Annotated in this window: 27 protein-coding genes; 11 read left to right on the top strand and 16 right to left on the bottom strand. The window is 68.8% G+C overall.

Annotated features, from left to right (window positions below; genetic code table 11):
- Nucleotides 1-15: 15 nt before the first annotated feature.
- From OHA25_RS47240 to OHA25_RS47230, 3 genes are all read left to right on the top strand, one after another.
- Nucleotides 16-1,569, top strand: a complete 1,554-nt coding sequence (locus OHA25_RS47240) for an MFS transporter (RefSeq protein WP_327583378.1) — start codon at nt 16-18, stop codon at nt 1,567-1,569.
- A 167-nt stretch (nt 1,570-1,736) separates the two neighbouring features.
- A complete protein-coding gene (locus OHA25_RS47235) occupies nt 1,737-2,339 on the top strand; it encodes a TetR/AcrR family transcriptional regulator (protein ID WP_305919751.1) in 603 nt (200 codons plus the stop codon).
- 191 nt (nt 2,340-2,530) lie between these two features.
- On the top strand, nt 2,531-4,714 hold the full coding sequence (locus OHA25_RS47230) for a hypothetical protein (protein ID WP_327583377.1): 2,184 nt from the start codon (nt 2,531-2,533) through the stop codon (nt 4,712-4,714).
- Between the two features lie 33 nt (nt 4,715-4,747).
- On the opposite strand, the gene OHA25_RS47225 is transcribed toward OHA25_RS47230, so the two are convergent.
- From OHA25_RS47225 to OHA25_RS47210, 4 genes are read right to left on the bottom strand one after another with little or no spacing between them, the layout of a single operon-like run.
- Complete coding sequence (locus tag OHA25_RS47225) at nt 4,748-5,137, bottom strand: ABC transporter permease (protein ID WP_327591147.1); 390 nt, start codon at nt 5,135-5,137, stop codon at nt 4,748-4,750.
- Nucleotides 5,020-5,523, bottom strand: a complete 504-nt coding sequence (locus OHA25_RS47220; RefSeq protein ID WP_327591234.1) for a hypothetical protein — start codon at nt 5,521-5,523, stop codon at nt 5,020-5,022. The genes OHA25_RS47225 and OHA25_RS47220 overlap by 118 nt, the downstream gene beginning before the upstream one ends.
- A gap of 24 nt (nt 5,524-5,547) precedes the next feature.
- A complete protein-coding gene (locus OHA25_RS47215) occupies nt 5,548-5,721 on the bottom strand; it encodes a hypothetical protein (RefSeq protein ID WP_327591233.1) in 174 nt (57 codons plus the stop codon).
- Between the two features lie 25 nt (nt 5,722-5,746).
- Nucleotides 5,747-5,998: a hypothetical protein gene (locus OHA25_RS47210; RefSeq protein WP_327583376.1), complete on the bottom strand. Its 252-nt coding sequence runs from the start codon at nt 5,996-5,998 to the stop codon at nt 5,747-5,749.
- A gap of 205 nt (nt 5,999-6,203) precedes the next feature.
- Here OHA25_RS47210 and OHA25_RS47205 point away from each other — a divergent pair, with 205 nt between their 5' ends.
- Nucleotides 6,204-6,587 carry a hypothetical protein gene (locus OHA25_RS47205; protein WP_327583375.1) on the top strand — a complete coding sequence of 128 codons (384 nt, stop codon included), beginning with the start codon at nt 6,204-6,206 and terminating at the stop codon, nt 6,585-6,587.
- A gap of 874 nt (nt 6,588-7,461) precedes the next feature.
- On the opposite strand, the gene OHA25_RS47200 is transcribed toward OHA25_RS47205, so the two are convergent.
- The 4 genes from OHA25_RS47200 to OHA25_RS47185 all read right to left on the bottom strand — a co-directional run bounded on the left by OHA25_RS47200 (nt 7,462) and on the right by OHA25_RS47185 (nt 10,334).
- Complete coding sequence (locus OHA25_RS47200) at nt 7,462-7,602, bottom strand: hypothetical protein (RefSeq protein WP_327583374.1); 141 nt, start codon at nt 7,600-7,602, stop codon at nt 7,462-7,464.
- Nucleotides 7,603-8,359: 757 nt separating this feature from the next.
- Nucleotides 8,360-9,070: a hypothetical protein gene (locus tag OHA25_RS47195; RefSeq protein WP_327583373.1), complete on the bottom strand. Its 711-nt coding sequence runs from the start codon at nt 9,068-9,070 to the stop codon at nt 8,360-8,362.
- Nucleotides 9,067-9,432 carry a hypothetical protein gene (locus OHA25_RS47190; protein ID WP_327583372.1) on the bottom strand — a complete coding sequence of 122 codons (366 nt, stop codon included), beginning with the start codon at nt 9,430-9,432 and terminating at the stop codon, nt 9,067-9,069. Before OHA25_RS47190 ends, OHA25_RS47195 begins: the two co-directional genes overlap by 4 nt.
- Nucleotides 9,429-10,334: an SAM-dependent methyltransferase gene (locus tag OHA25_RS47185; protein ID WP_327583371.1), complete on the bottom strand. Its 906-nt coding sequence runs from the start codon at nt 10,332-10,334 to the stop codon at nt 9,429-9,431. The genes OHA25_RS47190 and OHA25_RS47185 overlap by 4 nt, the downstream gene beginning before the upstream one ends.
- A gap of 468 nt (nt 10,335-10,802) precedes the next feature.
- Between OHA25_RS47185 and OHA25_RS47180 the strand changes: the two genes are divergently transcribed.
- The 3 genes from OHA25_RS47180 (at nt 10,803) to OHA25_RS47170 (ending at nt 12,678) form a co-directional block, all read left to right on the top strand.
- Nucleotides 10,803-11,444 (top strand): hypothetical protein, encoded by a 642-nt coding sequence (locus OHA25_RS47180; protein WP_327583370.1) that lies wholly within the window; start codon nt 10,803-10,805, stop codon nt 11,442-11,444.
- A gap of 14 nt (nt 11,445-11,458) precedes the next feature.
- Nucleotides 11,459-12,040 (top strand): class IV adenylate cyclase, encoded by a 582-nt coding sequence (cyaB, locus tag OHA25_RS47175; protein ID WP_327583369.1) that lies wholly within the window; start codon nt 11,459-11,461, stop codon nt 12,038-12,040.
- Nucleotides 12,041-12,393: 353 nt separating this feature from the next.
- A complete protein-coding gene (locus OHA25_RS47170; protein WP_327583368.1) occupies nt 12,394-12,678 on the top strand; it encodes a TetR/AcrR family transcriptional regulator C-terminal domain-containing protein in 285 nt (94 codons plus the stop codon).
- Here OHA25_RS47170 and OHA25_RS47165 read toward each other — a convergent pair.
- A complete protein-coding gene (locus OHA25_RS47165; protein ID WP_327583367.1) occupies nt 12,652-13,797 on the bottom strand; it encodes a hypothetical protein in 1,146 nt (381 codons plus the stop codon). The two genes, OHA25_RS47170 and OHA25_RS47165, sit on opposite strands and share 27 nt — an antisense overlap.
- Before the next feature lie 83 nt (nt 13,798-13,880).
- Here OHA25_RS47165 and OHA25_RS47160 point away from each other — a divergent pair, with 83 nt between their 5' ends.
- The 3 genes from OHA25_RS47160 (at nt 13,881) to OHA25_RS47150 (ending at nt 16,578) form a co-directional block, all read left to right on the top strand.
- Entirely contained in the window at nt 13,881-14,591 is a 711-nt protein-coding gene (locus OHA25_RS47160) for a TetR/AcrR family transcriptional regulator (RefSeq protein WP_327583366.1), read from the top strand.
- A 93-nt stretch (nt 14,592-14,684) separates the two neighbouring features.
- Nucleotides 14,685-15,686 (top strand): sigma-70 family RNA polymerase sigma factor, encoded by a 1,002-nt coding sequence (locus OHA25_RS47155; RefSeq protein ID WP_327583365.1) that lies wholly within the window; start codon nt 14,685-14,687, stop codon nt 15,684-15,686.
- A gap of 58 nt (nt 15,687-15,744) precedes the next feature.
- Nucleotides 15,745-16,578 carry an SgcJ/EcaC family oxidoreductase gene (locus tag OHA25_RS47150; RefSeq protein WP_327583364.1) on the top strand — a complete coding sequence of 278 codons (834 nt, stop codon included), beginning with the start codon at nt 15,745-15,747 and terminating at the stop codon, nt 16,576-16,578.
- A gap of 15 nt (nt 16,579-16,593) precedes the next feature.
- On the opposite strand, the gene OHA25_RS47145 is transcribed toward OHA25_RS47150, so the two are convergent.
- Together OHA25_RS47145 and OHA25_RS47140 are read right to left on the bottom strand one after the other, a co-directional pair.
- Nucleotides 16,594-17,616, bottom strand: a complete 1,023-nt coding sequence (locus tag OHA25_RS47145; RefSeq protein ID WP_327583363.1) for a sigma-70 family RNA polymerase sigma factor — start codon at nt 17,614-17,616, stop codon at nt 16,594-16,596.
- Nucleotides 17,617-17,731: 115 nt separating this feature from the next.
- On the bottom strand, nt 17,732-18,100 hold the full coding sequence (locus OHA25_RS47140; RefSeq protein WP_327583362.1) for a MerR family transcriptional regulator: 369 nt from the start codon (nt 18,098-18,100) through the stop codon (nt 17,732-17,734).
- A gap of 87 nt (nt 18,101-18,187) precedes the next feature.
- On the opposite strand from OHA25_RS47140, the gene OHA25_RS47135 reads away from it, so the two are divergent.
- Entirely contained in the window at nt 18,188-18,826 is a 639-nt protein-coding gene (locus tag OHA25_RS47135) for an SDR family NAD(P)-dependent oxidoreductase (protein WP_327583361.1), read from the top strand.
- Between the two features lie 56 nt (nt 18,827-18,882).
- On the opposite strand, the gene OHA25_RS47130 is transcribed toward OHA25_RS47135, so the two are convergent.
- From OHA25_RS47130 to OHA25_RS47110, 5 genes are all read right to left on the bottom strand, one after another.
- Nucleotides 18,883-19,956 (bottom strand): DNA alkylation repair protein, encoded by a 1,074-nt coding sequence (locus OHA25_RS47130; protein ID WP_327583360.1) that lies wholly within the window; start codon nt 19,954-19,956, stop codon nt 18,883-18,885.
- A 35-nt stretch (nt 19,957-19,991) separates the two neighbouring features.
- Nucleotides 19,992-20,495, bottom strand: coding sequence for an SRPBCC family protein (locus tag OHA25_RS47125; protein ID WP_327583359.1), 504 nt, complete (start codon nt 20,493-20,495; stop codon nt 19,992-19,994).
- On the bottom strand, nt 20,492-20,854 hold the full coding sequence (locus tag OHA25_RS47120) for a metalloregulator ArsR/SmtB family transcription factor (protein WP_327583358.1): 363 nt from the start codon (nt 20,852-20,854) through the stop codon (nt 20,492-20,494). Before OHA25_RS47120 ends, OHA25_RS47125 begins: the two co-directional genes overlap by 4 nt.
- A 70-nt stretch (nt 20,855-20,924) precedes the next feature.
- The gene (locus tag OHA25_RS47115) at nt 20,925-21,620 is read right to left on the bottom strand and encodes an alpha/beta fold hydrolase (protein WP_327583357.1); all 696 of its coding nucleotides are present in this window, start codon (nt 21,618-21,620) and stop codon (nt 20,925-20,927) included.
- 30 nt (nt 21,621-21,650) lie between these two features.
- Nucleotides 21,651-23,429, bottom strand: a complete 1,779-nt coding sequence (locus OHA25_RS47110; RefSeq protein WP_327583356.1) for an NAD+ synthase — start codon at nt 23,427-23,429, stop codon at nt 21,651-21,653.
- Nucleotides 23,430-23,433: the final 4 nt, after the last annotated feature.

Raw genomic sequence — 23,433 nt, 5'->3', positions numbered from 1 at the left:
TTAAGGATGCCTCCCATGGATGCAAACGCAGGACATCCACGCCGATGGGCGATCCTCGGCGTGCTGGTCTTCAGCTTGCTGGCGGTCGTGCTCGACAACACGATCCTCAACGTGGCGATGAAGACGATCGCCGACCCGGTTGAAGGGCTGGGGGCGACGCAGAGTGAGCTGGAATGGGCGATCAACTCCTACACGCTGGTGTTCGCCGGGTTGTTGTTCACGTTCGGTGTGATCGGTGACCGGACAGGCCGCAAGCGGATGTTGTTCATCGGCATGGCGCTGTTCGGCCTGGCCTCGCTGGCCAGCGCCTACGCCCAGGATCCGATGCAGTTGATCCTGGCCAGGGCGGCGATGGGCATCGGTGGTGCGGCGATCATGCCGGCGACCCTGGCCATCATCTCCAATGTCTTCCCGCCCAGCGAGCGCGGCAGGGCGATCGGCATCTGGGCCAGCGGTGTGGGGCTCGCGGTGGCGATCGGCCCGATCACCGGCGGCCTGCTGATCGAGAACTTCTGGTGGGGCTCGGTCTTCCTGATCAACGTGCCGATCGTGATCATCGGATTGTTCCTCATCGCCGGTATCGTGCCCGAGTCCAAGGACCCGAAGCCGTCCAGGCTGGACCCGGTGGGCGTGGTGCTGTCGATCATCGGCCTCGTGGCCCTCGTGTTCGGCATCATCCGCGGCGGCTACCTGGGCACCGTTGCCAGCGCCGAAGTGATCGTGCCCACGCTGATCGGTGTTGCGGTGCTGGGCGCGTTCGTGTGGTGGGAGCGGCGCATCGACCACCCGGTCTTCGACGTGCGCAACTTCTCCAACGTCAAGTTCAGCTCGGCCATCGGCATGATGGGCATCGTGTTCTTCGCGATGATGGGCGGGATGTTCTTCCTGACCTTCTACCTGCAGGCCGTGATGGGCTTCAGTGCGCTGCAGGCAGGCGCGCTGATGATCCCCTTCGCCGCCGCGCAGCTCATCTTCGCGCCGCTCAGCCAGCGGGTGAACGAGCGGTTCGGGGCCAAGCTGTCGGCCACGGTCAGCATGAGCGTGGTGACCGTGGCGCTGGCCAGCTACGCGCTCATGGACCAGCACACGCCGATCCTGCTCATCGAGGTCATCTTCTTCGTCCAGGGCGCCGCGATGGCCAACATCATGCCGCCCGCCACCACCGCCATCATGGAGGCGCTCCCCAGGGAGAAGGCCGGTGTCGGCTCGGCCATGAGCAACACCGTCCGCCAGGTCGCCGGAGCGCTCGGCGTGGCCGTGCTCGGCTCGGTGCTGTCGTCCAGCTACCGCGGCGAGATGGCGCCCGCCCTGGCCGTGCTGCCCGCAGACGTGCGGCACTCCGCCGGTGAGTCCATCATGGCCACGCTGGGCGTCGCCGAGGGGCTCGGCGGGCGGGGCGAGGCGCTGATCCAGCCCGCGTTCACCGCCTTCGTGAACGGCATGCACGTCACGGCCCTGGTGTCGGCCGCGATCGCACTGTTCGGCGTCGTGGTCGTGGCCAGATGGATGCCGGGCAAGCCGCGCCCCGTGGAGCAGGTGGAGGGGCTGAAGGAACCCGCCACCGTTTGACGTCCTCCCCCGCCTGATCCGGGCGGGGGATTCAGCCCATCTCACGCCAAGAGGAGGACAAGTGAACCGGTGGCAAGATCGGGAGGCCGACGTGCCGCGCCGTTCCCCGTGCCCTCCCTTGACCGGGGGAGGGCGAAGGCACGGTGGAGATGTACGGTGAGACCGCGATGACGATCCAGGAAACAGGGGCCGCCCGTCCGGCCGGGCGCCCGCGAAGCGAGAAGGCCGAGAAGGCCATCATTGACGCCACCCTCGATTTGATCAGCGAGGGCATGGGCATCTCCGAGCTGTCCATCGAGGCGATCGCGTCGAGGGCGGGCGTCGGCAAGACGACGATCTATCGGCGCTGGTCCAACAAGGAGGACCTGGTCGTCGACGCGCTCTCCACGCTCAAGGCGCCGGTGCCGCCCCTCGCCGGCACGTCGGTGCGGGACGATCTGATCAGCCTGCTCGACGCGATGCGGCAGGAGCACGGCAACAAGCGCAGCCGCTGCGTGATGAACATCGCGATGAGCGAGGCCGATCGTTACCCGCAGTTGCTGGAACGCTTCGTCAAGCGCGCCGTTGAGCCCCGCAGGCAGGCGTTGCGCGGCGTGATCGAACGCGGCGTCGCCTCCGGCGAACTCCGGGCCGACGTGGACGTCGACTTGGGCATGGCCATCCTCTCGGGCGCCATGCTGTGGCACACCAAGTGGGGTCCGGCCGGGGACCTTCCTGTCGATCTTGCCGAACGCATCGTTGATGCGGCCCTGGCGGGCATGGCCCCGTAAGCGGAGATCGTACGCCCGCCCGGCCGCGCGGTGCCGGCCCGGCCTCCGTCCAGCAGGTCTGCTCGACCGGCTGGCGGCGGACGGCATGGCCCGGCCCGCGCGGGTCGGTCACCTCGACGACGCGGTAGTCGTCGGCCGGACGACTGCTCTGGGCCTGGGCAGGACGTGAGCATCGTTCTAGTCTCGCGGTCATGGGCCCCATGCGGAGGATCGCGGCGGTCGTCGCGCTCGCGTCAGGTCTGCTGTTACCCGCCGGTGTCGCCTTCGCGCATGAGGAGCGGGAGGTGAGCTTCCCCGACGGCACGGGTACGGTCCCGCGGCTCCGGACGGGGGAGCCTGATGTGCTCGTCTGCAAACCCGACCAGGCCGACTTCGAGCGGCGAATCGCGAAATTTCCGGCGCAGCTCCAGGGGCGCAACCGCGACCTTTTCGCGAAATGTCAGGAGAACGGGGCTAGACACCTCCAGGAAGCCGTTGACCAGGTCGACCGCCCCGGAATGACCATCGCCATCCTCCCCGGCCTCTACCGCGAGGAACCCAGCCACGCCGCCCCGACCGGCGACTGCGCCAGGCTCCCCGCTCGCTGGGCGGACCACGGGGGATACCAGATCCTCAGCTTCGACCAGCAGCGCCAATGCCCGCACAACCAGAACCTCGTCGCCGTCCTCGGCAAGAAGGACCTGCAGATCGAGGGGACCGGCGCGGGCCCGCTGGATGTCGTCATCGACGCCGAATACCGCAAGCTCAACGCCATCCGCGCCGACCGCGCCGACGGTGTCTACTTCAGGAACTTCACCGCGCAGCGCACCACGTTCAACTCCCTGTATGTGCTCGAAACCGACGGTTTCGTCATCGACCAGGTCCTCACCCGCTGGAACGACGAGTACGGCTTCCTCACCTTCGCCAGCGACCACGGCCTCTACACCGACTGCGAGTCGTACGGCAACGGCGACGGCGGCCTGTATCCGGGCAGCGCCTCTGACATCAACGACGGCCGCGGCCACGACGTGCCCCGCTACGCCATCGAGATCCGCCGCTGCAAGAGCCACGACAACGCGCTCGGCTACTCCGGCACCGCCGGCGACTCGGTGTGGGCGCACGACAACGAGTTCTACGGCAACATGGTCGGCGCCACGATGGACAGCCTCTGGCCGTCCCACCCCGGCCTGCCGCAGAACCACGCCAGGTTCGAGAACAACAAGATCTACGACAACAACCGCGACTACTACCGGTACCTGCGGAACGGCACCTGCGCCAGGCCCCCGGCCCAGCGGGGTTACGAGCAGGGCGTCGTCTGCCCTCAGGTCGGGGTCCCGTCGGGCACGGGCATCCTGGTCGCGGGCGGCAACTACAACGTCTTCACCGGCAACCGGATCTGGGGGCACCGGCGGGCGGCGTTCCAGTTGTTCGGCGTGCCCGCCTTCATCAGGGGCGAGAACGATCTGGCCAAGCAGGCCGACACCTCCGACTTCAACCGGTACGAACGCAACGTCTTCGGCGTCACGCCGGCGGGGGAACGGCGGCCGAACGGGCTGGACGTGTGGTGGGACGGGCAGGGCACCGGCAACTGCTGGCAGGGCGACACGGGCACGTCCACACCCGCCGTGCTGCCGGTGTGCGCGGACCGGGCGCCCGAGCTGTCGGGCGGGACGAACCGGCTCCTGGCCGAGCCCGTGAAGCTGATCAAGCTGTACATGTGCGCCGACTTCAGCGCCTCGGAGCCCCGCCTGCCCGCCGGGTGCGACTGGTTCGGCGCGTCCGGGCTCGGCAAGGTCGAGGCTCTGCTGGCGCTGGCCGGCTCGGTGGTGCTGGGCCTGCTGGCGGGGCTCTTCTGGTGGCGTTCCCGCCGTGCCGCCCACCTCCCCGGCGGCACATTCCGGATCATGTTTCGCGCCACGCCGCACGTCACGGCCGATGCGGGCCGGCGGCCGGAGGCGGCCGCACGGATCGGCGGGGAAGACGATCCGTCAGGGAACACGGCGACGGCGCTCATGCGGCGCAGACACCGGCTGATCGTGGCGGGGACCTTCGCCGGGGCGGCCGGGCTGGTGCTCGACGTGGTGGCGGCAGCAGCAGGGAGTCCACGACAGGCCGGGGTGGCGTTGCTCCTCATGGCGGCGTGGTGGTTGTGCCTAGGGGCGGCGTTGCGGGACAGGCGGCCGGTGTTCGGCTGGTTCACGGTCGTGGTGGGCGGGCTGGCCGTGGCGGACGCCTTCGATCGGCTGGTGCACCTGATCCCGTTCGTCCCGCTGGGGCCCGGATGGGTACGCGGGCTGCTCACCGGCCTCTGGGTGGTGTGCGCGGTCCTGGTGCTCGTGCTCCGGGACAGCCGCAGCGCGGACAAGAGCACCGCCGAGGCCGAGGTGCCGGCGTGAACCGCCCGGCGGTGCGATGCACGCAGAGGCGGGCTAGGCCGAGGTCCGGCGGCGGAACAGCACCGCGGCGATCGGCACGCTCACCGCCACCACGCCCGCGAGCCAGAGCGCCGCCACCACGCCGAACGACCCCACGGGCTCGCCCAGGAGCAGCGCCCGCAACGTCGCCACGATCGGCGTGATCGGCTGGTTGTAGGCGAAGTCGCGCAGCACGCCCGGCATGGTCTCGGCCGGCACCACCCCGTCCGACAGGTACGGCAGGAACAACACGACGAAGCTGAACGCCCCGGCCGCCTGAGTCGACTTCACCAGCAGCCCCCAGAGCACCGCCAGCGACGACATCGCCAGCACGTACGCCGCCACCAGCCCCAGCACCAGAGCCCACCCGGCGAGCGTGGCGTCCGGGCGGAAACCGAGGGCGATGGCCGCGACCAGCGCGAAGCCGCAGGCCGCCACATTGCGGACCACGGAGGCGACCACGTGCCCGCGGGGACCACCCAGCCGCCGATCGGCAGGGTACGGAAGCGGTCGATCATGCCTCCGGTCATGTCGCCGGCCACGTTCACGGCCGTCAGCGCGGCCCCGTACCCGCCTGACATGAGCAGCACGGCGGGCACCACGAAGTCGATGTAGGCCAGCCCGCTGGAGCCGGTGGTGATCGCGCCGCCGAAGACGTACACGAACAACACCATGATGACGACGGGCAGCGCGATGTTCACGATGAGGCCGTCGAGTACGCGCACCTCGCGGCGCAGACCGCGGACGACGACGCGGCGCAGGTCGCCCGCGGCGGTCAGCACCCCGCTCATGCCGCGGCGCGATCACCAGGTCCATCAGGACTCGCCCCCGCCCTCACCCATCGATGAGGTACCGTGCCGGGCCGACGAGAGCGGGTTACGCCCCCGCGTGGCCGCCGCACCCTCGCCGTTGGGCGCGGGCACCGAGGCGGACACGGCCGGAGCCGAGACGTGCTGCGCCGTCACCGGCCCCGCGTTCAGCGGGATCACGGCATCGGCGCTCCACCATCGCACCTCACCGTCCCGGGCCATGCCGTAGCACAGCCCTTCCACCCGTACCGGCAGGCCCGGTGTCAGGTGGTGCTGCACCCGGCAGGTTGAACTTGATCTTCGTGGAGTCGGTGCCGTCCATGGCCAGCAGGTTCACCACCATGACCGGCCGACCGTCGTCGGTGACGCGAACCTTCTTGGTCGTGAAGTCCTTCGCCGCAGTCGGCGGCGAGGTGACCGTGAACCTGAGTTGGCTCGTGTCGATCGGAAAGCGCATCGCTTACCTCCCATCTACGGGTGTCCCCGTGACACCCACGATGGCAGGCTGTACCGGAACACACGTTCGAACAGTTCCATGCGATGCCGTCACGGCATTACGGCACCCGCCGACGCCCCGCGCATGCTAGGCGCGCGCCCGCGCGTGCGCCGGTCGATTGCCTTGTGCGGGACCAGTCCCCGCCATCTGTCGTATGGTTCTTGCCATGACCTCCCCAACGGGGAGCACGCCTCCAACGCCCGTCATCACCGCCGTGGCCGTGGTCGGCCTGATCTCTGTCGCACTCATCGCCACGCGCACGCCTCTCGCGATCTTCGGTCTTCTAGGTGGCGCGATATCGTGGGGACTGTGGCAGGGCTGGCGCGGCCCTCGGCTTCTTGCCATCTTTTTCAGCGTCTTCACGCTGCTCGTTGGCGTAAGCGCACTAGGCGCGCTCGTCCAAGGCGAACCCATCCAAGACACGTACACGCGGCTGATCGCCGCCGCCACCGTCGGTCTCATACCAGCCAGTTGCGCGACGATCTTGTTGCTCCTCCTGCCGCGCTCCTCGCGATCTTGGTTCTCTCGTTATCGCCGACCGAAGTCCTAACACGATCACCACCCCGCGTGACTCTGCGCACCACATGGGACTGTGTGATGAGTTTCCCTGCTAGATCAAGCCTGCCCGGCCCCGCTGGGGCGGGACACATCCCACAGAGATGATCTTGGGGGATGGGCGTCTGGAGCAGGCGAGGGATCGCCCAGACGCAGCCACCCAATCCACACCGGCAGGCGCGCCAATTTCTATCAGCACTTGAACAATTACTGTCTGTAATTTACTGTGTCAGAGAGCAAAGAGATCTCGATGGCCGCACTCTCCGAGCCACCTTGCAGCTCCCCTGTAATGACCCGGACGTAGGGGAGCGGGCTGCGCCCCTCCCCTGACCCCTCCCATGGGGAGGGGCGTGTGTCCTCTTCCCCTTCCACCACCGCTCACGCTAGCCGGAGTGCCCTAACGCGGCCCACGCTGCCAGGGTGGTTGCCCATGTCCATTGCTTCGCTCGCGGCCAAACCGCCACGGCCCGCTCACGCCGTAGCCGGGTGCGCGCCGACACCCCGGCACCTCTCCCAGGCGGCCCCGGCCACGGGACGCGCCGGCCGGATCGCCATCGGGACTGCGCGCGGCGCTAACGCGCCGTGCTCGCCCTCGCCGCCCGGACGGCACGCCCTCGCGGAGACCGCCGAACCGAACCACACCCGCCGACGCCCCGACCCGCCTGACCAACCGCCCCTTTGCCCCGCGGCGAGCAATGGCAGCCCGCGCCCGCGACCGAGCCCGGCGCGGTGTGCGCGTGCCGGGATTCCCCCCTTCCCCCGGGTGTCGGAGCCCGGGGAGGATGCGTCATCCTCCAACCAGGGATGCACGCTCACCGAGTGGACTGCTGGCCGCCCTGGGCATGCATTCGCCACCTCACGGCGTCACGTCACATCCAGTCCCGTTCCCATTCCTCGTACGAATTCTCGGGCCGCAATTGCCGTAGGACCACGAACAGGAACACCGCGCTCACGGCTCCTGCGTACGCGATTGTGGCCAGCACAACAGCGAGCCTGGCATACGTGGACATCGGCCTATCCTTCCTGGCCAGCCTCATCACAGGCCAGCCGGTATCTTCCTCGCCTCAGCGGGCCAAGGAATGTCCCCGCGACCCCCGTCTCATGCGGCGGCGCGATCCTGGGGCCCCTCGCCACACTTGCGCGACGTCTCGGCGAGTGATTCGCTGATCACAGGATCTGATTTAAGGGGGTCGTGATCTACACGGGTTGACGTTTGGCCAGGCCGGGATGAGTTGCGGATCTTTCACGGCCTCACGGTTGTCATAGCTCCGATTCACGAATGGAGGCAATCTGTGGAGCTAAGAAGAAACAGTCGTCATCCGCTCGCACTGCGGGCGCTAGTGGTGATCGGCATTCTTGCTGGATCGCTCACTGTGAGTGCAGAACCAGCACTTGCGCATCACACAACCTACTGCGGCCACGGAATAGGTCCCGTAGGGAGACACGGTAACGACCTATTCAGATTAGTCTTCAATACCCACCGGACTATCTCCGGGACACATCTGCACTCGTACAGGGAGCAAAGACTGATAAGTTCTGGATGGATATTCTGGAGATATCACGTTAAAGAGTGCTAGGCGGGGCCCGGGTCGCCTAAAGCCTGTAACTCGTATGGCCATCAGCCCTATTGCTTGGATCTGGTGGGGCAGATCCATCCAACGCACACTCCTTTCACATCCTGTGAAAAAGCGCGGCCCCCGCCTGAGGTCCCAAGGCGGAGGCCGACATCCCTGGCTCGGCGGCACCAGCCGTCATCCGGAAACACGGCTAACCAGGGCGGGGATACGACCACACCGGAGGTTCACAGGGCCACGGAAGCCCTCCGGCTAGCCGCGAGGTCTCGCATCGGGACGGGGGCTGTTTACCCACCCGTTTCATCCCGTGCAGCTCAACTACCTGAGCGACCGCCAGCGCACACGCGTGATACCGGTGGGCGTCCCAGGCAACGAAAGCGTTGTGGTGGGTCAACATGGGCACCATGGGATCAATCCCTGGTGCATAGAGATCTGCCAGGACACCCGCGCTGGTGACGGAAGCCACCGTGCAGAGGATGGCCTTGTCCTGGAGCATGGGGCATTCCTCCAACGCCTTGGGGATGCAACTCCAACACGTCGGCGGTGCGTTGGTGCGCCCGCTGTCCTCGCCCGTCTCCTCGAACACCGTTTCAACCAGCAACCACGGAACCCGGCCCGTCTCCGAGTCGGAGGCGCGACCGCCGCACACCTGGCACAACAACTTGTCCATGCAACGCCATTGCCGCCGCCTGTTCAGCTTCCGCATCCGCTCAGACCCGCGACGTTCCGGCTTGTCCCGCAGCTCCCCCACGCGGCCAAGCAGGATGCCGTGCATCCAATCACCGCGCTGAGCTTTGCTGTAGGTCAGGCGGTATTCGTGGTTGTGCCACTCGAAGTAGATCGGATCCGTCACTTCCTCGTTGGCGTACGCGATCGTGTACGGCACCGTCGTGTAGGCGCTCACGCCCGGCCGTCCTCACCGGCTTCCGATCGGTGCTGCGCCCCCTCTGGAGCCGCCCCATACATCCGCCAGTACCGCTCCGTGTACAAGCGCATGATCCGCCCCACGGCCGTCTCCATCGCCGAGCACGGGCAGGAGGTGTAGCGCCATGGCCCCGGTGCGCTGGTATCGCTCAGCGACCAGCGGAAACGCCATCCGGTCGGCCCCCACTCACACCACACCGTCAACCCCACCGACCACACGCCCACCAGCGCGATCCCCTCGCATTCGGAGATCTGCGAGCTGATGCCGCGACGCCCCAGGTGACCCGCCAACTCCCGCGCCAGCCGTCCAGCGGGACTCCACACACGTGTAGCCGTCGTCACCGCTCTTTCCTCCCGACCCCACCCAGGAAATCGACCTTCGCGGCGTCCTCCTCAGCGAGCGGTTGCGCGACCTCCGGCCGCCGCAGCGGCACCCGCACCAACCCCGGATCCAGCAACTCCGTCTCCGTCACCGCGAAGAACCCACTGATCTCCGCTTCGCTGCGCAGCGTCACCCCCGCCGACGCGTCCTTGTACCCAGCGCCAGCAGCCGCGATCGTGGTCGGCGTCTCCAGCACATGCGAGACAACCAGGTAACTGCCCGGCTCCGTGCACTCCATCAGCGTCTTGACGATCCCGTGCGGATCCTCCTCATCGGTGATGAAGTGCAGCGTGGCCACCAGCAGCACCGCAACGGGAAAGTCGAAATTCAGCAGGCCAGCGGCCTTGTCCAGGATGAACTCCGGATTCCGGAGATCCATTTGGACCATCGTGGTCCGCTCATCGGTGGCCAGCAGCGCCCGCCCATGCTGGGACACGATCGGGTCGTAATCCACACACACAGTCCGCGCGCCCGGTTCGATCGACTGCGCCACCTCATGCACGTTGCCGACAGCGGGCAGACCACTGCCGACGTCGAGGAACTGCCGGATTCCCTGCTTCGCCAGAAAGCGCACCGCCCGGCCAAGGAACGCCCGATTCGCCCACGCACAGAATTGCGCATTGGGGTTCGCTCTCGACGCTCGCTCCGCCGCCTGACGGTCCGCCGGGAAGTTATCCTTGCCGCCCAGCCAGTAATCGTACATCCGGGCCACATTCGGCCTATTGGGGTCAATCTGCGGACTCTCCATTGAGCCCGACTGATAGGTAGAGATCGTGACCACGGTGCGCTGATGCCCAAGAAGATCCGCATCAAGCGCCGCCGAGCCACCCTTACCGCTGTTTCGCGCTTCTGGACTGGTCATATCCTGTGCCATAGGTCGGGACCTCGATTCCTGATCGAGGGAGCCGTACGGCGTGCTAGCGCCTGCGGCTCCCGCCTTTGTGACGTTCTCTCGCCCCTGACTGGATGGGCTCGTTGGGAGGCCCAATGCTCTGCCCTACGCCCAACCCTTCGTCCTACTGCGTAATGACGATCCCCGTGAAAGGCGTGCGCTGCCATCTCACGTGTGGTATCTCATGGTGAGATACTCTGCTTACTTGCTTCCGGGACAGGAGTCAGAGTGAGCGCTCCGCTGTATGACCCAATCGTCATTCCCCTCCGGTCGTGGAGGCTCCCGAGCACCAGAGCCGCGCTTCAGGCAAGGGATGTACGCGCGTTGTTCGCCCTCGCGAAGCATCACGGCGCAACTCAAACTCGCCTTGCAATCGCGACCGGGATGCTGCAAGGCAGGGTCAGTGAAGTAATGCGCGGCGTCCGCACGATCACAGCTATGGAGACGTACGAGCGGGTAGCCGAGGGTCTAGGGATGCCCGACGAGGCGCGACTGATGTTTGGGCTTGCTCCCCAGCACCCGGCTGGCCTTGATCACCTAGGCCCAGTCGGGCGAGCGGAGATCATCCAAACATTCCCGTCCCAGTCAACGGCGGCCCAGGACATCCGTACTGCTGCGCGCCACGTCACGGCTATCGACGTCCTCGCCGTCCGGGGACTGGGAATACTCGGTCTCAACGACTCCCTCTTGCGCCCCGAGTTGATCGGGGAACCCGATGTCCCTCGCACTCTTCGTGTGCTACTTCTCTCCCCTGAGGGTCAGGCCGCTGCTCGCCGGGCCGAGGAGATCAACGAAACCCCCGAATCCTTCTCTGCCGGTATCCACCTTGCTGAGGCCCGCTTGAGGGAGCTAGGCACCATCGCCCCATCGCTCACCCTTGAGGTTTACAGGTACAACATCTTCCCCGTCTGGCGGCTGATCACCTTGGATGAGATCCAGTACGTGTCAGCATTCGGCCAGAAGTGGGAAGGGCACGAATCCGCGGTTTACAAGCTCGCACCTACTCCCCAAGGGGCTCTCCACCGAGGGTTTCGTCGTCTGTTCGAGCAAACTCGTCGCACCGCTCAACGCATCATCTGAAAGCGAGGACATCTGTGCGCATCGAAGCCGAGTTGAAGGCCCGACTCCGCGATCCCGACCTGGTCGGCGAGGCACTGGATCATCAGGCCACGAGCGCCACCAGCATCTACCGCGACACCTACTACGACTGCTCGGACCGTTCCCTCACTGCCATCGGCCGTGAGTTGCGCGTCCGCACGGTGACCAGCAACGAGGGACATCACGTTCTGCTGACCCACAAGTCGCCCATGGTGGACGAGGCCAGCCATTCCAAGCCCGAGGACGAGACGGAAGTCGCCGACGCGGAGGCGATCGACACCATCCTGAGGAGCCTTGGTTACAACCCGTACATCTCATTCGAGAAGCACTGCGTCAATTGGCAGTTTCAAGCGAAGGGACGCGCCATGCTCGCAACCATGGTTACTGTCCCCGAACTGGACGGTACTTTCCTGGAGATCGAGACGATCGTTGATAGCCTCGATCAGCTTCCGGCCGCGCTTGAAGCGGTGAGATTGCAGATGTACGACCTCGGGATCACTGAAGACGATCTATCGACCATGGACTACACCGAAGCAGTCACAGAGCACCGCGATCACCATCGACCCACCAACCCATGAGGCTTACTTGCCCGCGTCATCCGCAGCTTGGCGTCTTGGCCCCGGCGTCATGATCTCCAGCACCAACGGTCGCCCTGCATCCGGTCGTGTGATGAGTCTCCCTCAAACCCCTCAAAAGCTTTTGGGAACCCCCTCGGGTTGGCCACCATCATGCGTGCCTCTGGCCCGCTGGACTCGCCGTAGACCGGCATTGGCCGACCGCCGTAGAGCACGGCGGGACTACCGAATCGTTTCGGAGCCAACTTCATGGGGACCCCTCCAAGATCGCAAAAGGGGGCGGGGAGGGAAGCAGGGGCGCAGCCCCTCCCCGATTGGCGGACGATTGTCATGCCCCCCTTTTACGATCTTGCCCCATGAAGTCAGCGCCACCGCAACGATTCGTCCGCCACGCCGTCGGCGACCCGCGGATGGAGGAATCCGGGATCAAGGGCGCCGCCGACTACGGCGAGGTGCTGGCCGAGGTGCTCGACCCCGAGACCTACCCGGCCCTGTCGGCGGCGATGCGCTCGGGCGCCATGCGCGGCGCGGAGGGCTGGGTGGACGACGGCGACTTCGTATTCGGGCTCGACCTGCTGCTCGACGGTGTCGAGGCGCTGATCCGGCGGCGAGTGCTAGAGGGCCACGTCGGAGGGGAGTAATTGCTCGGTGAGCAGCCGGCGTACCCGGTCGGGGCGCGTCGCCGCCCAGGGCCGCAGCAACTCCCATCCGTGGAAATATCCGAAGATGTACGGGCTCATCGGTGACGGCCTGAGCAACCCCAGAGCGAGCGCCACCTCGGCGTCGCTGTAGAGCGACCACCGCGCCAGGTAGGCCGCAAGGTCCGCGTCCGTACGCCCCTCGGCCGCCAGGAACGCCACGTTGCCCCACACTCCCCACAGGACGTTCTTGGCATGGTGGATCGCCGCGAAGTCGCCGCTGGGGCGGATCCCTGTTTCGGGAAAGATCTGCCGGTTCAGCCACACCTGCGCCTCATCACCGGGGAACAGGATCTCCTCGGCCAGCAGCCCGAGCCCCTCGCTGAGCACGAACGACGGCGACACCATGAACCGCACCCTCTGGTCCGCCCGCCCCACCAGATGGATCTCCTTCAGCATCGACTCCGCGATGTGCCCGGGGTGGCCCTCGTGGGCGACGAGATACAGCAGATCGGCCAGGTTGAAGGGGATCGCCTTGTTGATGTGGATGGTCGACCTCAGCCCGCCCTCGTAGTCCCCGGCTCCATGGAACGACACTCCCTCGACGAGCCTGCAGCCCACGACCTCGTCCTCCGGCAGCGGGATGATGGCGTTCGTCCGCGCCCGCGTCTCGGCCACCGCCCTGGCCACCAGATCGGGCAGCCGCTCGATCCGCCCCAGCGTGTGCGCCGCCTGCCACGCCTGGAGCCGCTCCGCCAGCGACCCCGGGCCCTTCGGCAGGGCGGCGTCCAACTCCGCGTGCGCCTCCTCGAACACCCCCTCCGGCAGCCGCCGCGGCTCCAGGCCCAGGCACTGCCGCGCGTACTCGGCCAAGGGCAGCCGCTCGCCGTCGAGGTAGCGGGCCACGGTACGCATCGCGCGTACGTGCCCGGCCAGATAGCCGGACGGCGCGCTCTCCAGCAGCCGCTCGGCCTCGTCGGCCAGCGCCCCGGGCGAGAGCGGCGGCTCGCTCGCCGCCTGCGTACTCCACTCCTCGGGCCCGCGGTAAATGAGCAGGGCGCCGCCCGCCAGCCGGTTGATCCGCAACGCCAGCATCGCGTAGTCGCGCTGCCAATCGTGCATCGAATCCGCCTCCTTCGTCTCGCGCTCGCCGTCGCCTAAGCTAGCTGTACGGTTTTCCGTACAGTGCACGGAAGGGCTCGGAGATGCCGGAGTCCATCTGGTTCCGTGACGACGCCCGCCCGCACAGGCCCCGGCTGTCGCGCGAGCGCATCGTCGAGGCCGCCATCGCGTTGCTCGACGCCGAGGGCGTGCGCGGCTTCTCCATGCGGGCTCTGGCCGCCCGCCTGCGGGCCGGCACAATGTCGCTGTACGAGTACGTCAAGAGCAAGGAAGACGTGCTCGACCTGGCGTTGGACGAGGTCTTCGGCGAGATCGAGCCGGAGGAGCAGCCTACGTGGCGGGCCACCATCGTCCGCCGGCTCACCCAGAGCAGGGACGTCATGCGCCGCCACCCCTGGGTGCCGGAGCTCACCGCCACCCGTCCGCTGCTCGGCCCGAACGCGCTGGCCCGCTCCCAGCTCTTCTACGCCACCCTCGCCGGCGCCGGGCTGAGCGGCCCCGCCCTCAACTCCGCCGTCGGCGCCCTGTCCTCCTACGTGAACGGGTACGTGGCCGCGGAGAACACCTGGTGGGCCACCGTCCGCACGCCCGGCACGGACGCCGAGATCCGCGCACGCGCCGTCCGCTACCTCGACGAGCACGCTCCGGAGCTGTCGCGGCATGCGGACGTGGGCGACGGCGACTTCGACCGCAACTTCCTCCTCGGCCTGGACATCATCCTCGACGGCATCGAGGCCCGGCTCCAGACCGGTGACCGGCCAGGACGGGAAACGCCGCGCCGCACTGAGTCGTGATCTCCAGGTCGGCCGGACGGTGGATCCCGCTCACCCGCCTGCGATCGTCTCGGGTAGCTTGACCACGGGGCAGCCGGAGAGGGGACGGAAACGATGGCCACGACGCCGGCGGACGCGGCGGAGTTGCTGGCCGCGGCGCGGGCGGGCGACCGCGACGCGTTCGGCCGCCTGGTCGGCCCGCTGCGGGAGGAGCTGCGCGCGCACTGCTACCGGATGCTGGGATCCGTCCACGACGCCGAGGACGCCGTGCAGGACACGCTGGACCGGGCCTGGCGAAGTATGGCGCGGTTCGACGACCGCGGGACGTTCAGGGCGTGGCTCTACAAGATCGCGACCAACCGGGCGCTGACGCTGCTCGAACGCCGTGGACGGCGCGAGCTGCCTACCGACCTGAGCCCCGAGGCCGCGCCGGTGGCCGAGGTGGCGTGGCTGGAGCCGTACCCGGACCGGCTGATGGGCTGGACGGCCGAGCTGGGCCCCGAGGCCCGCGCGGTGGCGAAGGAGAGCGTGGAGCTGGCGTTCGTCGCGGCGCTGCAGCACCTGTCGGCCCGGCAGCGGGCCGCCCTGCTGCTGCGGGACGTGCTCGGGTACGCCGCCGCCGAGGCCGCCGACCAGCTGGACACCACGGTCGCGGCGGTCAACAGCGCCCTGCAGCGGGCCCGCAAGGTCCTCACCGAGCTGCTGCCGGAGCCGAGCCAGCTGCAGATACTCGACGTGCTGGGTGAGCCCGGGCAGCGGGAGCTGGCCCGCCGATACGCCGCCGCCTGGGAGGCCGGCGACATCGACGCCATCGTGGCCATGCTGACCGAGGACGCGAAGTACTCGATGCCGCCGCTGACCGCCTGGTACCAGGGCCACGACGGCATCCGCGGCTTCCTGGCCGAGGGGCCGCTGACCAGCCGCTGGCGTTTCCTGCCCGCACGGGCGAACGGGCAGCTCGCGTTCGGGACGTACATGTGGGATGAGCGGCGGGCCGCGTACGTCCCGGCGGGTGTGGACCTGATCGTCGTGCGCGGCACCCGGATCGCCGAGGTCGTCTCGTTCCTGGAGGCCGATTTCGGGGACTTCGACCTTCCGCCGCAACTGCCGCGATGATTTCGCGCCGCGGCCCAGGTTGTACTCCTGACGGACCACCGACCGAAAGGACTGCACCATGACCGGCGACGAAGAGCGGATCCGCGAGCTGATCGAGCGCTGGGCCGAGGCGGTGCACGCCGGCGACCTCGAGCGCGTTCTCGCCGATCACGCCGACGACATCGTGATGTACGACGTGCCGCCGCCCTACGAAGGCGTGCACGGCATCGAGGCGTACAAGGAGACGTGGCCGGGTTTCTTCCAGTGGCAGGCGCAGGGCGCGTCGTTCGAGATCGAGACCCTGGACGTCACCGCCGGCTCCGACGTCGCCTTCGCCCACGCCCTGCTGCGCTGCGGCACCCCCGGTGAGCTGGCGGCGAACCCCGGTTACCGGCTGCGGCTGACGCTCGGCCTGCGCAAGGAGGACGGCCGCTGGGTTGTCGCCCACGAGCACCACTCGTTCCCCCTCGGGGACGAGGGCGCGGCCGAGGAGGAGGTGCGGCAGGTCCACGAACGCTGGTACGCCGGTACCGCCGCGAAGGACCTGGACGGCATGATGACCGCCATCGCCGACGACGTCGTCTCGTACGAGCACGAGACGCCCCTGGAGTACGTCGGCGTCGACGAGGTGCGCAAGGTCTGCGCCCGTGGCCTCGACGTCCCCGGCGACGTGAGCTTCGACGTGCCCGACCTGAAGATCCTGGTACGCGAGGACCTCGCGGTGGCGTGGGGACTCAACCGCGTCCGCGTCGCAGGCGAGGACGGTCAGGTGTCCGAGACCTGGTCGCGGGGCACGCGGGTGTTCGAGCGGCGGGACGGCGCCTGGATGATGACCCACCAGCACCTGTCGTTCCCGCTCGACCAGGCCACCGGCGCGGCCAGGACCGACCTGCGCCCGTCGCCGCCGCGGTAGCGACGCGGGCGGCCGTCAGGGGAGCGACACGGGTAGCCCGAACAGCGGGAAGTGCTCGCGGCCGATGAACGAGGTGATCTCGCTGACCCGCTCCCCGCGCAGCGTCAGCACGTTGATCGACCAGGCCATATGCGCGCCGGCCGCGTCGTCCCAGAGGTAGGAGGCGGCGGCCGGCTGGCCGTTCGCGTGCGTCGGGAGGTGCCGCCAGGAGCCGCACGAGGTCAGCGGCACCCGTACCGCGAAGTCGGTGACGGCCGCCAGGCCGCGGTACCAGTGCGGCATCGGCGGCATCGACCAGGTCACGTCCTCGGTGAGCAGCGCGACCAGGGCGTCGGCGTCGCCGCGTTCCAGCGCGGCGGCGTACCCGGCGACGATCTCCCGCGTGTGGGTGTCCCCGAGAGTCCGCAGCGTCTGCTGCTGGGAAGGGGAAGGCACCCGTTCGGCGACCATCCTGCGGGCCCGCGCCAACGCGCTGTTGACGGACGTGGTCGTGGTCCGCATCATGGCGGCGATCTCAGCGACGGAGAATCCGAGAACCTCGAACAGCAGCAGCGCCGCTCGCTGGTTGCCCGGCAGGTGCTGCAGGGCTGCGACGAACGCCAGCTCGACGGCCTCCCGCTCCTCATACCGCGCGGCCGGGCCAGTGTCCGGGTACGGTCCCAGCCAGGCCACGTCCGTCCGCGGCGCGTTGTCGGCCACGGTGCGGTCGGCGGCCGGGCCGAGATCCACCGGCAGGGCCCGCCTGCCGCGCGTCTCGACGAGATCCAGGCACGTACGGGTCGCCACCGTGTACAACCACGAACGCAGCGAACTGCGACCCTCGAAGCGCGCCAGCCCGCGCCAGGCCCGCACCAGGGCATCCTGCAGGGCGTCGTCGGCGTCGTGGGCGGAGCCGAGCATGCGGTAGCAGTGCGCGTGCAGTTCACGGCGCAGGGGCGCGATCAGGCGGTCGAAGGCGGCATCGTCCCCTTCGCGTGCCCGGCCCAGGTCACGATCCTGCGTTGCCGAATCGGCGGTTGGCTGGCGAGTTTCGCTCACGAGCCCCGATTGTGCCCCAAGAGGGCTGTTGGGGGGAGCGCTGGTGCCGCTCAGAGGATCGGGGGCACGCTTCGGCTGGGCCTGGTGCCGGTCGAGACCGGGTGGTGGCTGGGGCTCAGACGTGCTGCTCCCGGACGGAGGCCAGCATGGTGTCCAAGTGCTGCTGGGACGTCTGGAGGCGCTCGATCGTCGCGGTGATGCGCCGCCGCTCCTGCCGCAAATGGGTGATCATCCCGGGGCAGGCCACCGGCACCATCCGCCCGCCCTCGTCGTCGTGGACGCAGTCCAGCAGCCGGGCGATGACCGCGGTGGGCAGGCCGGCGGCCAGCAGGGTCCGGATGTGGCGGACGGCGGCGACGTCCGACTCGTGGTACTCGCGATAGCCGTTGGGCAGCCGGACAGGTCGCAAGAGTCCCTGCTCCTCGTAGTACCGCAGCAACCGCCTGCTCACCCCGGTCTCATGGGCCAGGTCGCCGATCCGCATGTGCTCCTCGCTCCGAGCTTGACCTTCACATCGATGTGACGCCTTAGCGTCCCCTTGTCTGCCACTGCCAACAAAGCGAAGGAGCCGATGATGCCAGGTGCGGTGATTATCGGGGCGGGTCCAGGGATCGGCCGGTCGGTCGCCCGCCGGTTCGCACGTGAGGGCCTGCCAGTGGCCCTCGTCTCGCGAACGGGCGACACCATGGGACTCGATAAGGTGCGGGCCTATCAGGCCGACAGCGCCGACGAGACGGCTCTGCGGGCCGCCCTGGACGCGTCGGCAGCCGATCTGGGTACGCCGGACGTCGTGGTCTACAACGCCGCGATCATCCGGCCCGACTCGCCCGGCGAGGCGACCGTACGCGCCCACCTGGACGCTTGGGCGGTCAACGTGGTCGGCGCGCTCATCGCGGCCGCCCACGTCGCCCCTGCGATGGCGCGGCGGGACGGCGGCACGTTCATCATCACCGGCGGCATGCCCGAGCCCAAGCGCCAGTACACCAGCCTGTCCCTGGGCAAGAGCGGCGTGCGCACACTGGTGACGCTGCTCGACCAGGAGTACGGCCCTTCGGGCGTGCACGTGGCCACCGTCACCGTGGCAGGCCCCGTCGCGCCGGGCACGGCCTTCGATCCCGACGACATCGCCGAGCACTACTGGCGCCTGCACACTCAGCCCCGCGACCGCTGGGACCACGAGATCCTCCACAACGGCCGCCACGACCGGTGACCTGGGCGGCCGGGCCAGGGTGCCCGGGGTCAGGTGTCCAGGTCACGGTGTCCAGGTCACGGTGCAGGTGTCAGGGTGAAGGCGGTGGTCGCGGCCACCCGGCCGTTGACGATCACGTCGAGCTCCCTGGGCCCGGGCGGCTCGTCGCGCGTGGTCACCGGCCGGAAGGAATGGCTCTTCCGTAACGTGAACGTCGCCCCGGCCCCGTCCGCCTCACGCTGGCCCAGGTGGAACACGCGACGCGAGCCCGGCCGCCGGATCGCGTATTTGAGCAGCAGCGGCCCCGCCCCATCAGCCGTGACCGTGACCGAGAAGCCCAGCTTCTCGCCGACGGCCACCGCCTCCGACTCCAGGGCGAGCACGTCCACCGCGCCGCTGCCCGGAGTGGCGCCCATGAGCGCGAGCGCCTCAGGATGCCCGGCTCGCAGCAGCCCGCGCACCGCGTGCCGCAGGACCTTCTCCACGTGAGAGCCGCCGTCGGCACGCCAGCGCGCCAGCAGCGCCAGCGCCTCCTCCGGATGGTCCTTGGCCAGGTCGTTGACGTGGTTGGCGACCGAGCGGCGGACGTATTCGCTCGGGTCGTCGCGCAGCCGGTCGAGCAGGGGCAGCGTCGGCCCCGGCGTCATCAGCCAGCCCACCCGCGTGGCCCACGGCAGCCGCGGCCGCGACCCCTCCGACGCCAGCCGGCGCAGATGCTCGTCCGGCGACTCCGCCCAGCCGTACATGATCTTGAGTGCGTCGTCGCGGTAACGCTCCAGGTAGGGCCGCACGGCGAACTCGCCCGTCGAGTACGGCGTGAGCACGGCCAGCGTGTCCATCGCCTCGTGCAGGTGATCGACGCCGTGGACGGCCGTGTGGTCGGTGGCCGGCCAGCCGCTCCACATGTCCAGCACCGACCGAGAGGCGGCTGCGCGCACGATCTCGGCGACCTGCGGATAGGGCAGCGGCAGCGCGTCGTGCAGAGCCGCGGCGACGTGCTTGACCCGGTCCTTGAGCTCCAGCCCGTCGAGCCCGGCCAGGGCCCGCCCGGCGAAACGGTCCCGGGGGAACGGCTCCCAGGCCGCGGCGAGCCCGTCGGCCAGCACCGACACGGATTGCGCGTTGATCATGTCTTTCAGCGGTTGAGCCACGGCCTCACTGTGTCAGCCGCCACCGACAATTCCCGCTACGCGTCCGTGTCCCGCAACTGCTCGTAGTACGGCTTCATCGACGGGTAGTAGTCGTCGAAGTCCGGCTTGGGGGAGCCGTCGCGGGAGGCGACGAGCATGTCGAGGTAGTACTCCCAGCCGGGCCCGATCTCGCCGATCCCCTCCTCGTCGGCCAGGTGCTGGACGAACCGCAGCTCCGTCGTGCCGTCGGCCTCGGACAGCAGCAGCTCCAGATGCCAGGACCCGGCCTCGTCCACGGCGGACACTTCCAGCCGCCGCGGTGGCTCGCACGCGTCGATGCGCATCTCGTACCAGGGCTGCTGCTCCTCGTACGCCATCTGGACCTTGATCGTCCGACCGGGCCCGGCCTGGCCCTCCCACGGGCCGAACCAGCGCGCGGTGCGCTCCGGCTCGGTGATGCTGGCCCACACGTCCTCGGCGGCTGCGCGGAAGGTGCGGGTGAGGACGAGATCGCTGCCGGACTCCGTGCGGAACAGTCGGCCGGTGGGGAATCGGTTCATGCTGTGTCTGCCTTTCTGCTGTCAGCGGCGCCGCCCGTGCGGCGTTCGCGGCGCGTTCGGTAGACCTCTGTCTCCAACGCGTCGAAATGGTGCTCCCAGCCCGAGGGCCGGACGAACTGTGCCAGCCACGCGATGAGCTCGGTGAACCGATCAGGATCGAGCGTGTAGAAGCGCTGTCTGCCGACGAGCTCCGCCCGGACCAACCCGCTCTCCCTGAGCACGCGCAGGTGGCGGCTCACGGCGGGGCGGCTGATCGGGAATCGGTCGGCGACCTCGCCGGCCGCCAGGCGCCCGTCCCTGAGCAGCACCAGGATCTGCCGCCGCACCGGATCCGCGATCGCCCCTGCCACCTCGTCCACACAGAAAGCGTAACCCATTGGTTACGCGTTCGCCAGCACCTCTCCCGCATCGTGGCGGAAGAGAGGGCCCTTACCGGCGCGTGGCCGCGTCGAGCAGGATGCGGGCCAGCTCACGCGGCTGGGAGAACATCGGCCAGTGGCCGGTGTCCATCTCGACCAGCCGCCACCGCTTGCTGGTCAGCAGCCTGGCCACGTCGTCGGCCGGCTTCTCGCCGTCGAGCAGGCATTTGATGTAGGTGGCGGGGAGCTCGCCGAGCGGCCGCGCCAGCACCGCGGGCTCGGTCAGCGAGGCCCCGGGATGTGGCGTCGAGCCCTCCACGATCCGCGCGATCTGCTCGTCGCTGAGCCCTTGGCCCGCATAGTCGGCCGCGGTCTGAGGCGGCCAGAAGCCGCCGTGGGCGTCGATCTCGGTCGCCGCCCAGCCTTCCGGCGCCCCGGACGCGAACGCCTCGCCGTGCGTGGGCACGTTGGAGTCCACGAAGACCATGTGGGCCAGCCGGTCGCCGATCCGCTCGGCCGCCTGGCCGACCGGGATGCCGGAGTAACTGTGCCCGACCAGGACGACGTCCCGCAGATCGCGGCGCTCGACCTCGTCGACGATGTCCTGGACGTGGGTCTGCTGCCCGGCGGGCACACCCTGCTTGTCGGCGAGCCCGGACAGCGTCAACGGGTGCGCGCCGTGCCCGGCCACCCGCAGCTCCGGCACCACCTCGTCCCACGCCCACGCCCCGAGCCACGCGCCTGCCACCATCACGAATTCAGCCATGGCGGCACCGTAGCCGAGCCCTCCGACAACTCAGCCGGTGGTGGTCTCCCGCCAGCGGTTGGTGATCGGGAGGCGGCGGTCCCGGCCGAAGTTCTTCGGGGTGATCTTCGGGCCCGGCGGATACTGGCGGCGCTTGTACTCGGCCAGGTCCACCAGCCTGATCATGCGCGTCACCAGCTCAGGATCATGGCCGGCCGCGATGAGCTCCTGCGAGCCCATGTCCTTCTCCACGTAGTCGTCCAGCAGCCGGTCCAGCACCTCGTAGGGCGGCAGCGAGTCCGTGTCGCGCTGGTCCGGGCGCAGCTCCGCGCTCGGCTCCTTGATGATCGAGTTCTCCGGGATCGGGCGCTCGGCCGTCATCAGGAACTGCGGGTCCGAGTGCGCGTTGCGCCACCGGGACAGCGCCCACACCATCGTCTTCGGCACGTCCTTGATCGGGGCGAAGCCGCCGGCCGAGTCGCCGTAGAGGGTGGAGTAGCCGGTCGCGAGCTCGCTCTTGTTCCCCGTGGTCAGCACCAGGTGGCCGTGCTGGTTGGACAGGCCCATGAGGATCATGCCGCGCACCCTGGCCTGGAGGTTCTCGGCGGCCAGGCCGGACAGCTCGATCTCCTTCTCGAAGGCGTCGACGACGTCGGCGATGGGGACCATCTGCGCGTTGACCCCCTGCCTGCGCACCAGCTCCTCGGCGTCGGTCACCGAGTGCTCGGAGGAGTAGCGCGACGGCATGAGCACCACGTGCACCCGGGACGGGCCGATCGCGTCGGAGGCGATGGTCGCGGTCAGCGCCGAGTCGATCCCGCCCGACAGCGCCAGGATGATCGACTGGAACCCGTTCTTACGCACGTAGTCCCTGACCGCGAGCACCAGTGCCGCATAGACCTCCGCGTGCAGGTCGAGCCGCTCGGCGATGCCGGCCGGCTCAGCGGGATAGGGCGCCACGGGCTGCTCCGACAGCACCAGCCGCTCGACGGTGATCGTGGAGTCGTCGCCCGCGTCGTGCGGGTACGTGCCCGGCTCCGCGTCCGAGACCGGCAGGTCGTCCAGGTCCACGACCAGCAGCTCCTCCCGGAACTGGCCCGCCCGCGCCACCAGCTCGCCCGAGCCGTCCACCACGATCGAGTCGCCGTCGAAGACCAGCTCGTCCTGCCCGCCGACCTGGTTCACGTAGACGAGCGCGCACCCGGCCTCACGGGCGCGCCGCCGGCACAGCTCCAGCCGTACGTCGTCCTTCTCCTTCTCGTACGGCGAGGCGTTCGGCACCACCAGCAACCCGGCCCCCGCCTGCCCCACGACCGACACGGGACCGCCCTCCTGCCAGAGGTCCTCGCAGACGGCGATCGCCACGTCGACCCCGTGCAGCCGGAAGATCGGCAGCCGGTCGCCGCGCACGAAATAGCGGTATTCGTCGAACACGCCGTAGTTCGGCAGGTGATGCTTGGCCGTACGCGTGACCACCTCGCCCTTGTAGAGCAGCGCGGCGGCGTCCAGCGGGGCGCCCTTCGGCTGCCCCACCCGGGGCGCCAGGCCCGCCCGGTCGACGTAGCCGGCCACCACGGGGAGGTCGCCCAGGCCCTCCAGCTCCAACCTGCGCGCCACCTCCTCCAGAGTCCGGATGCTGGCGTCCACGAAGGACGTGCGCAGCACCAGGTCCTCCACGGGGTATCCGGTGAGGAACATCTCGGTGAAGACGACCAGGTGCGCCCCGCGCTCGGCGGCGTCGCGGGTCCACGCCACCAGCCGGTCGGCGTTGGCGGCCAGGTCGCCGACGGTCGGGTTGGTCTGTGCCAGGGCAATGCGCAGTTGTGCCACGCGC

This window comes from Nonomuraea sp. NBC_00507, from assembly GCF_036013525.1.
GTDB lineage: Bacteria > Actinomycetota > Actinomycetes > Streptosporangiales > Streptosporangiaceae > Nonomuraea.
The sequence above is the reverse complement of the archived record's forward strand: the minus strand, read 5'-3'. Positions and strand labels throughout refer to the sequence as shown.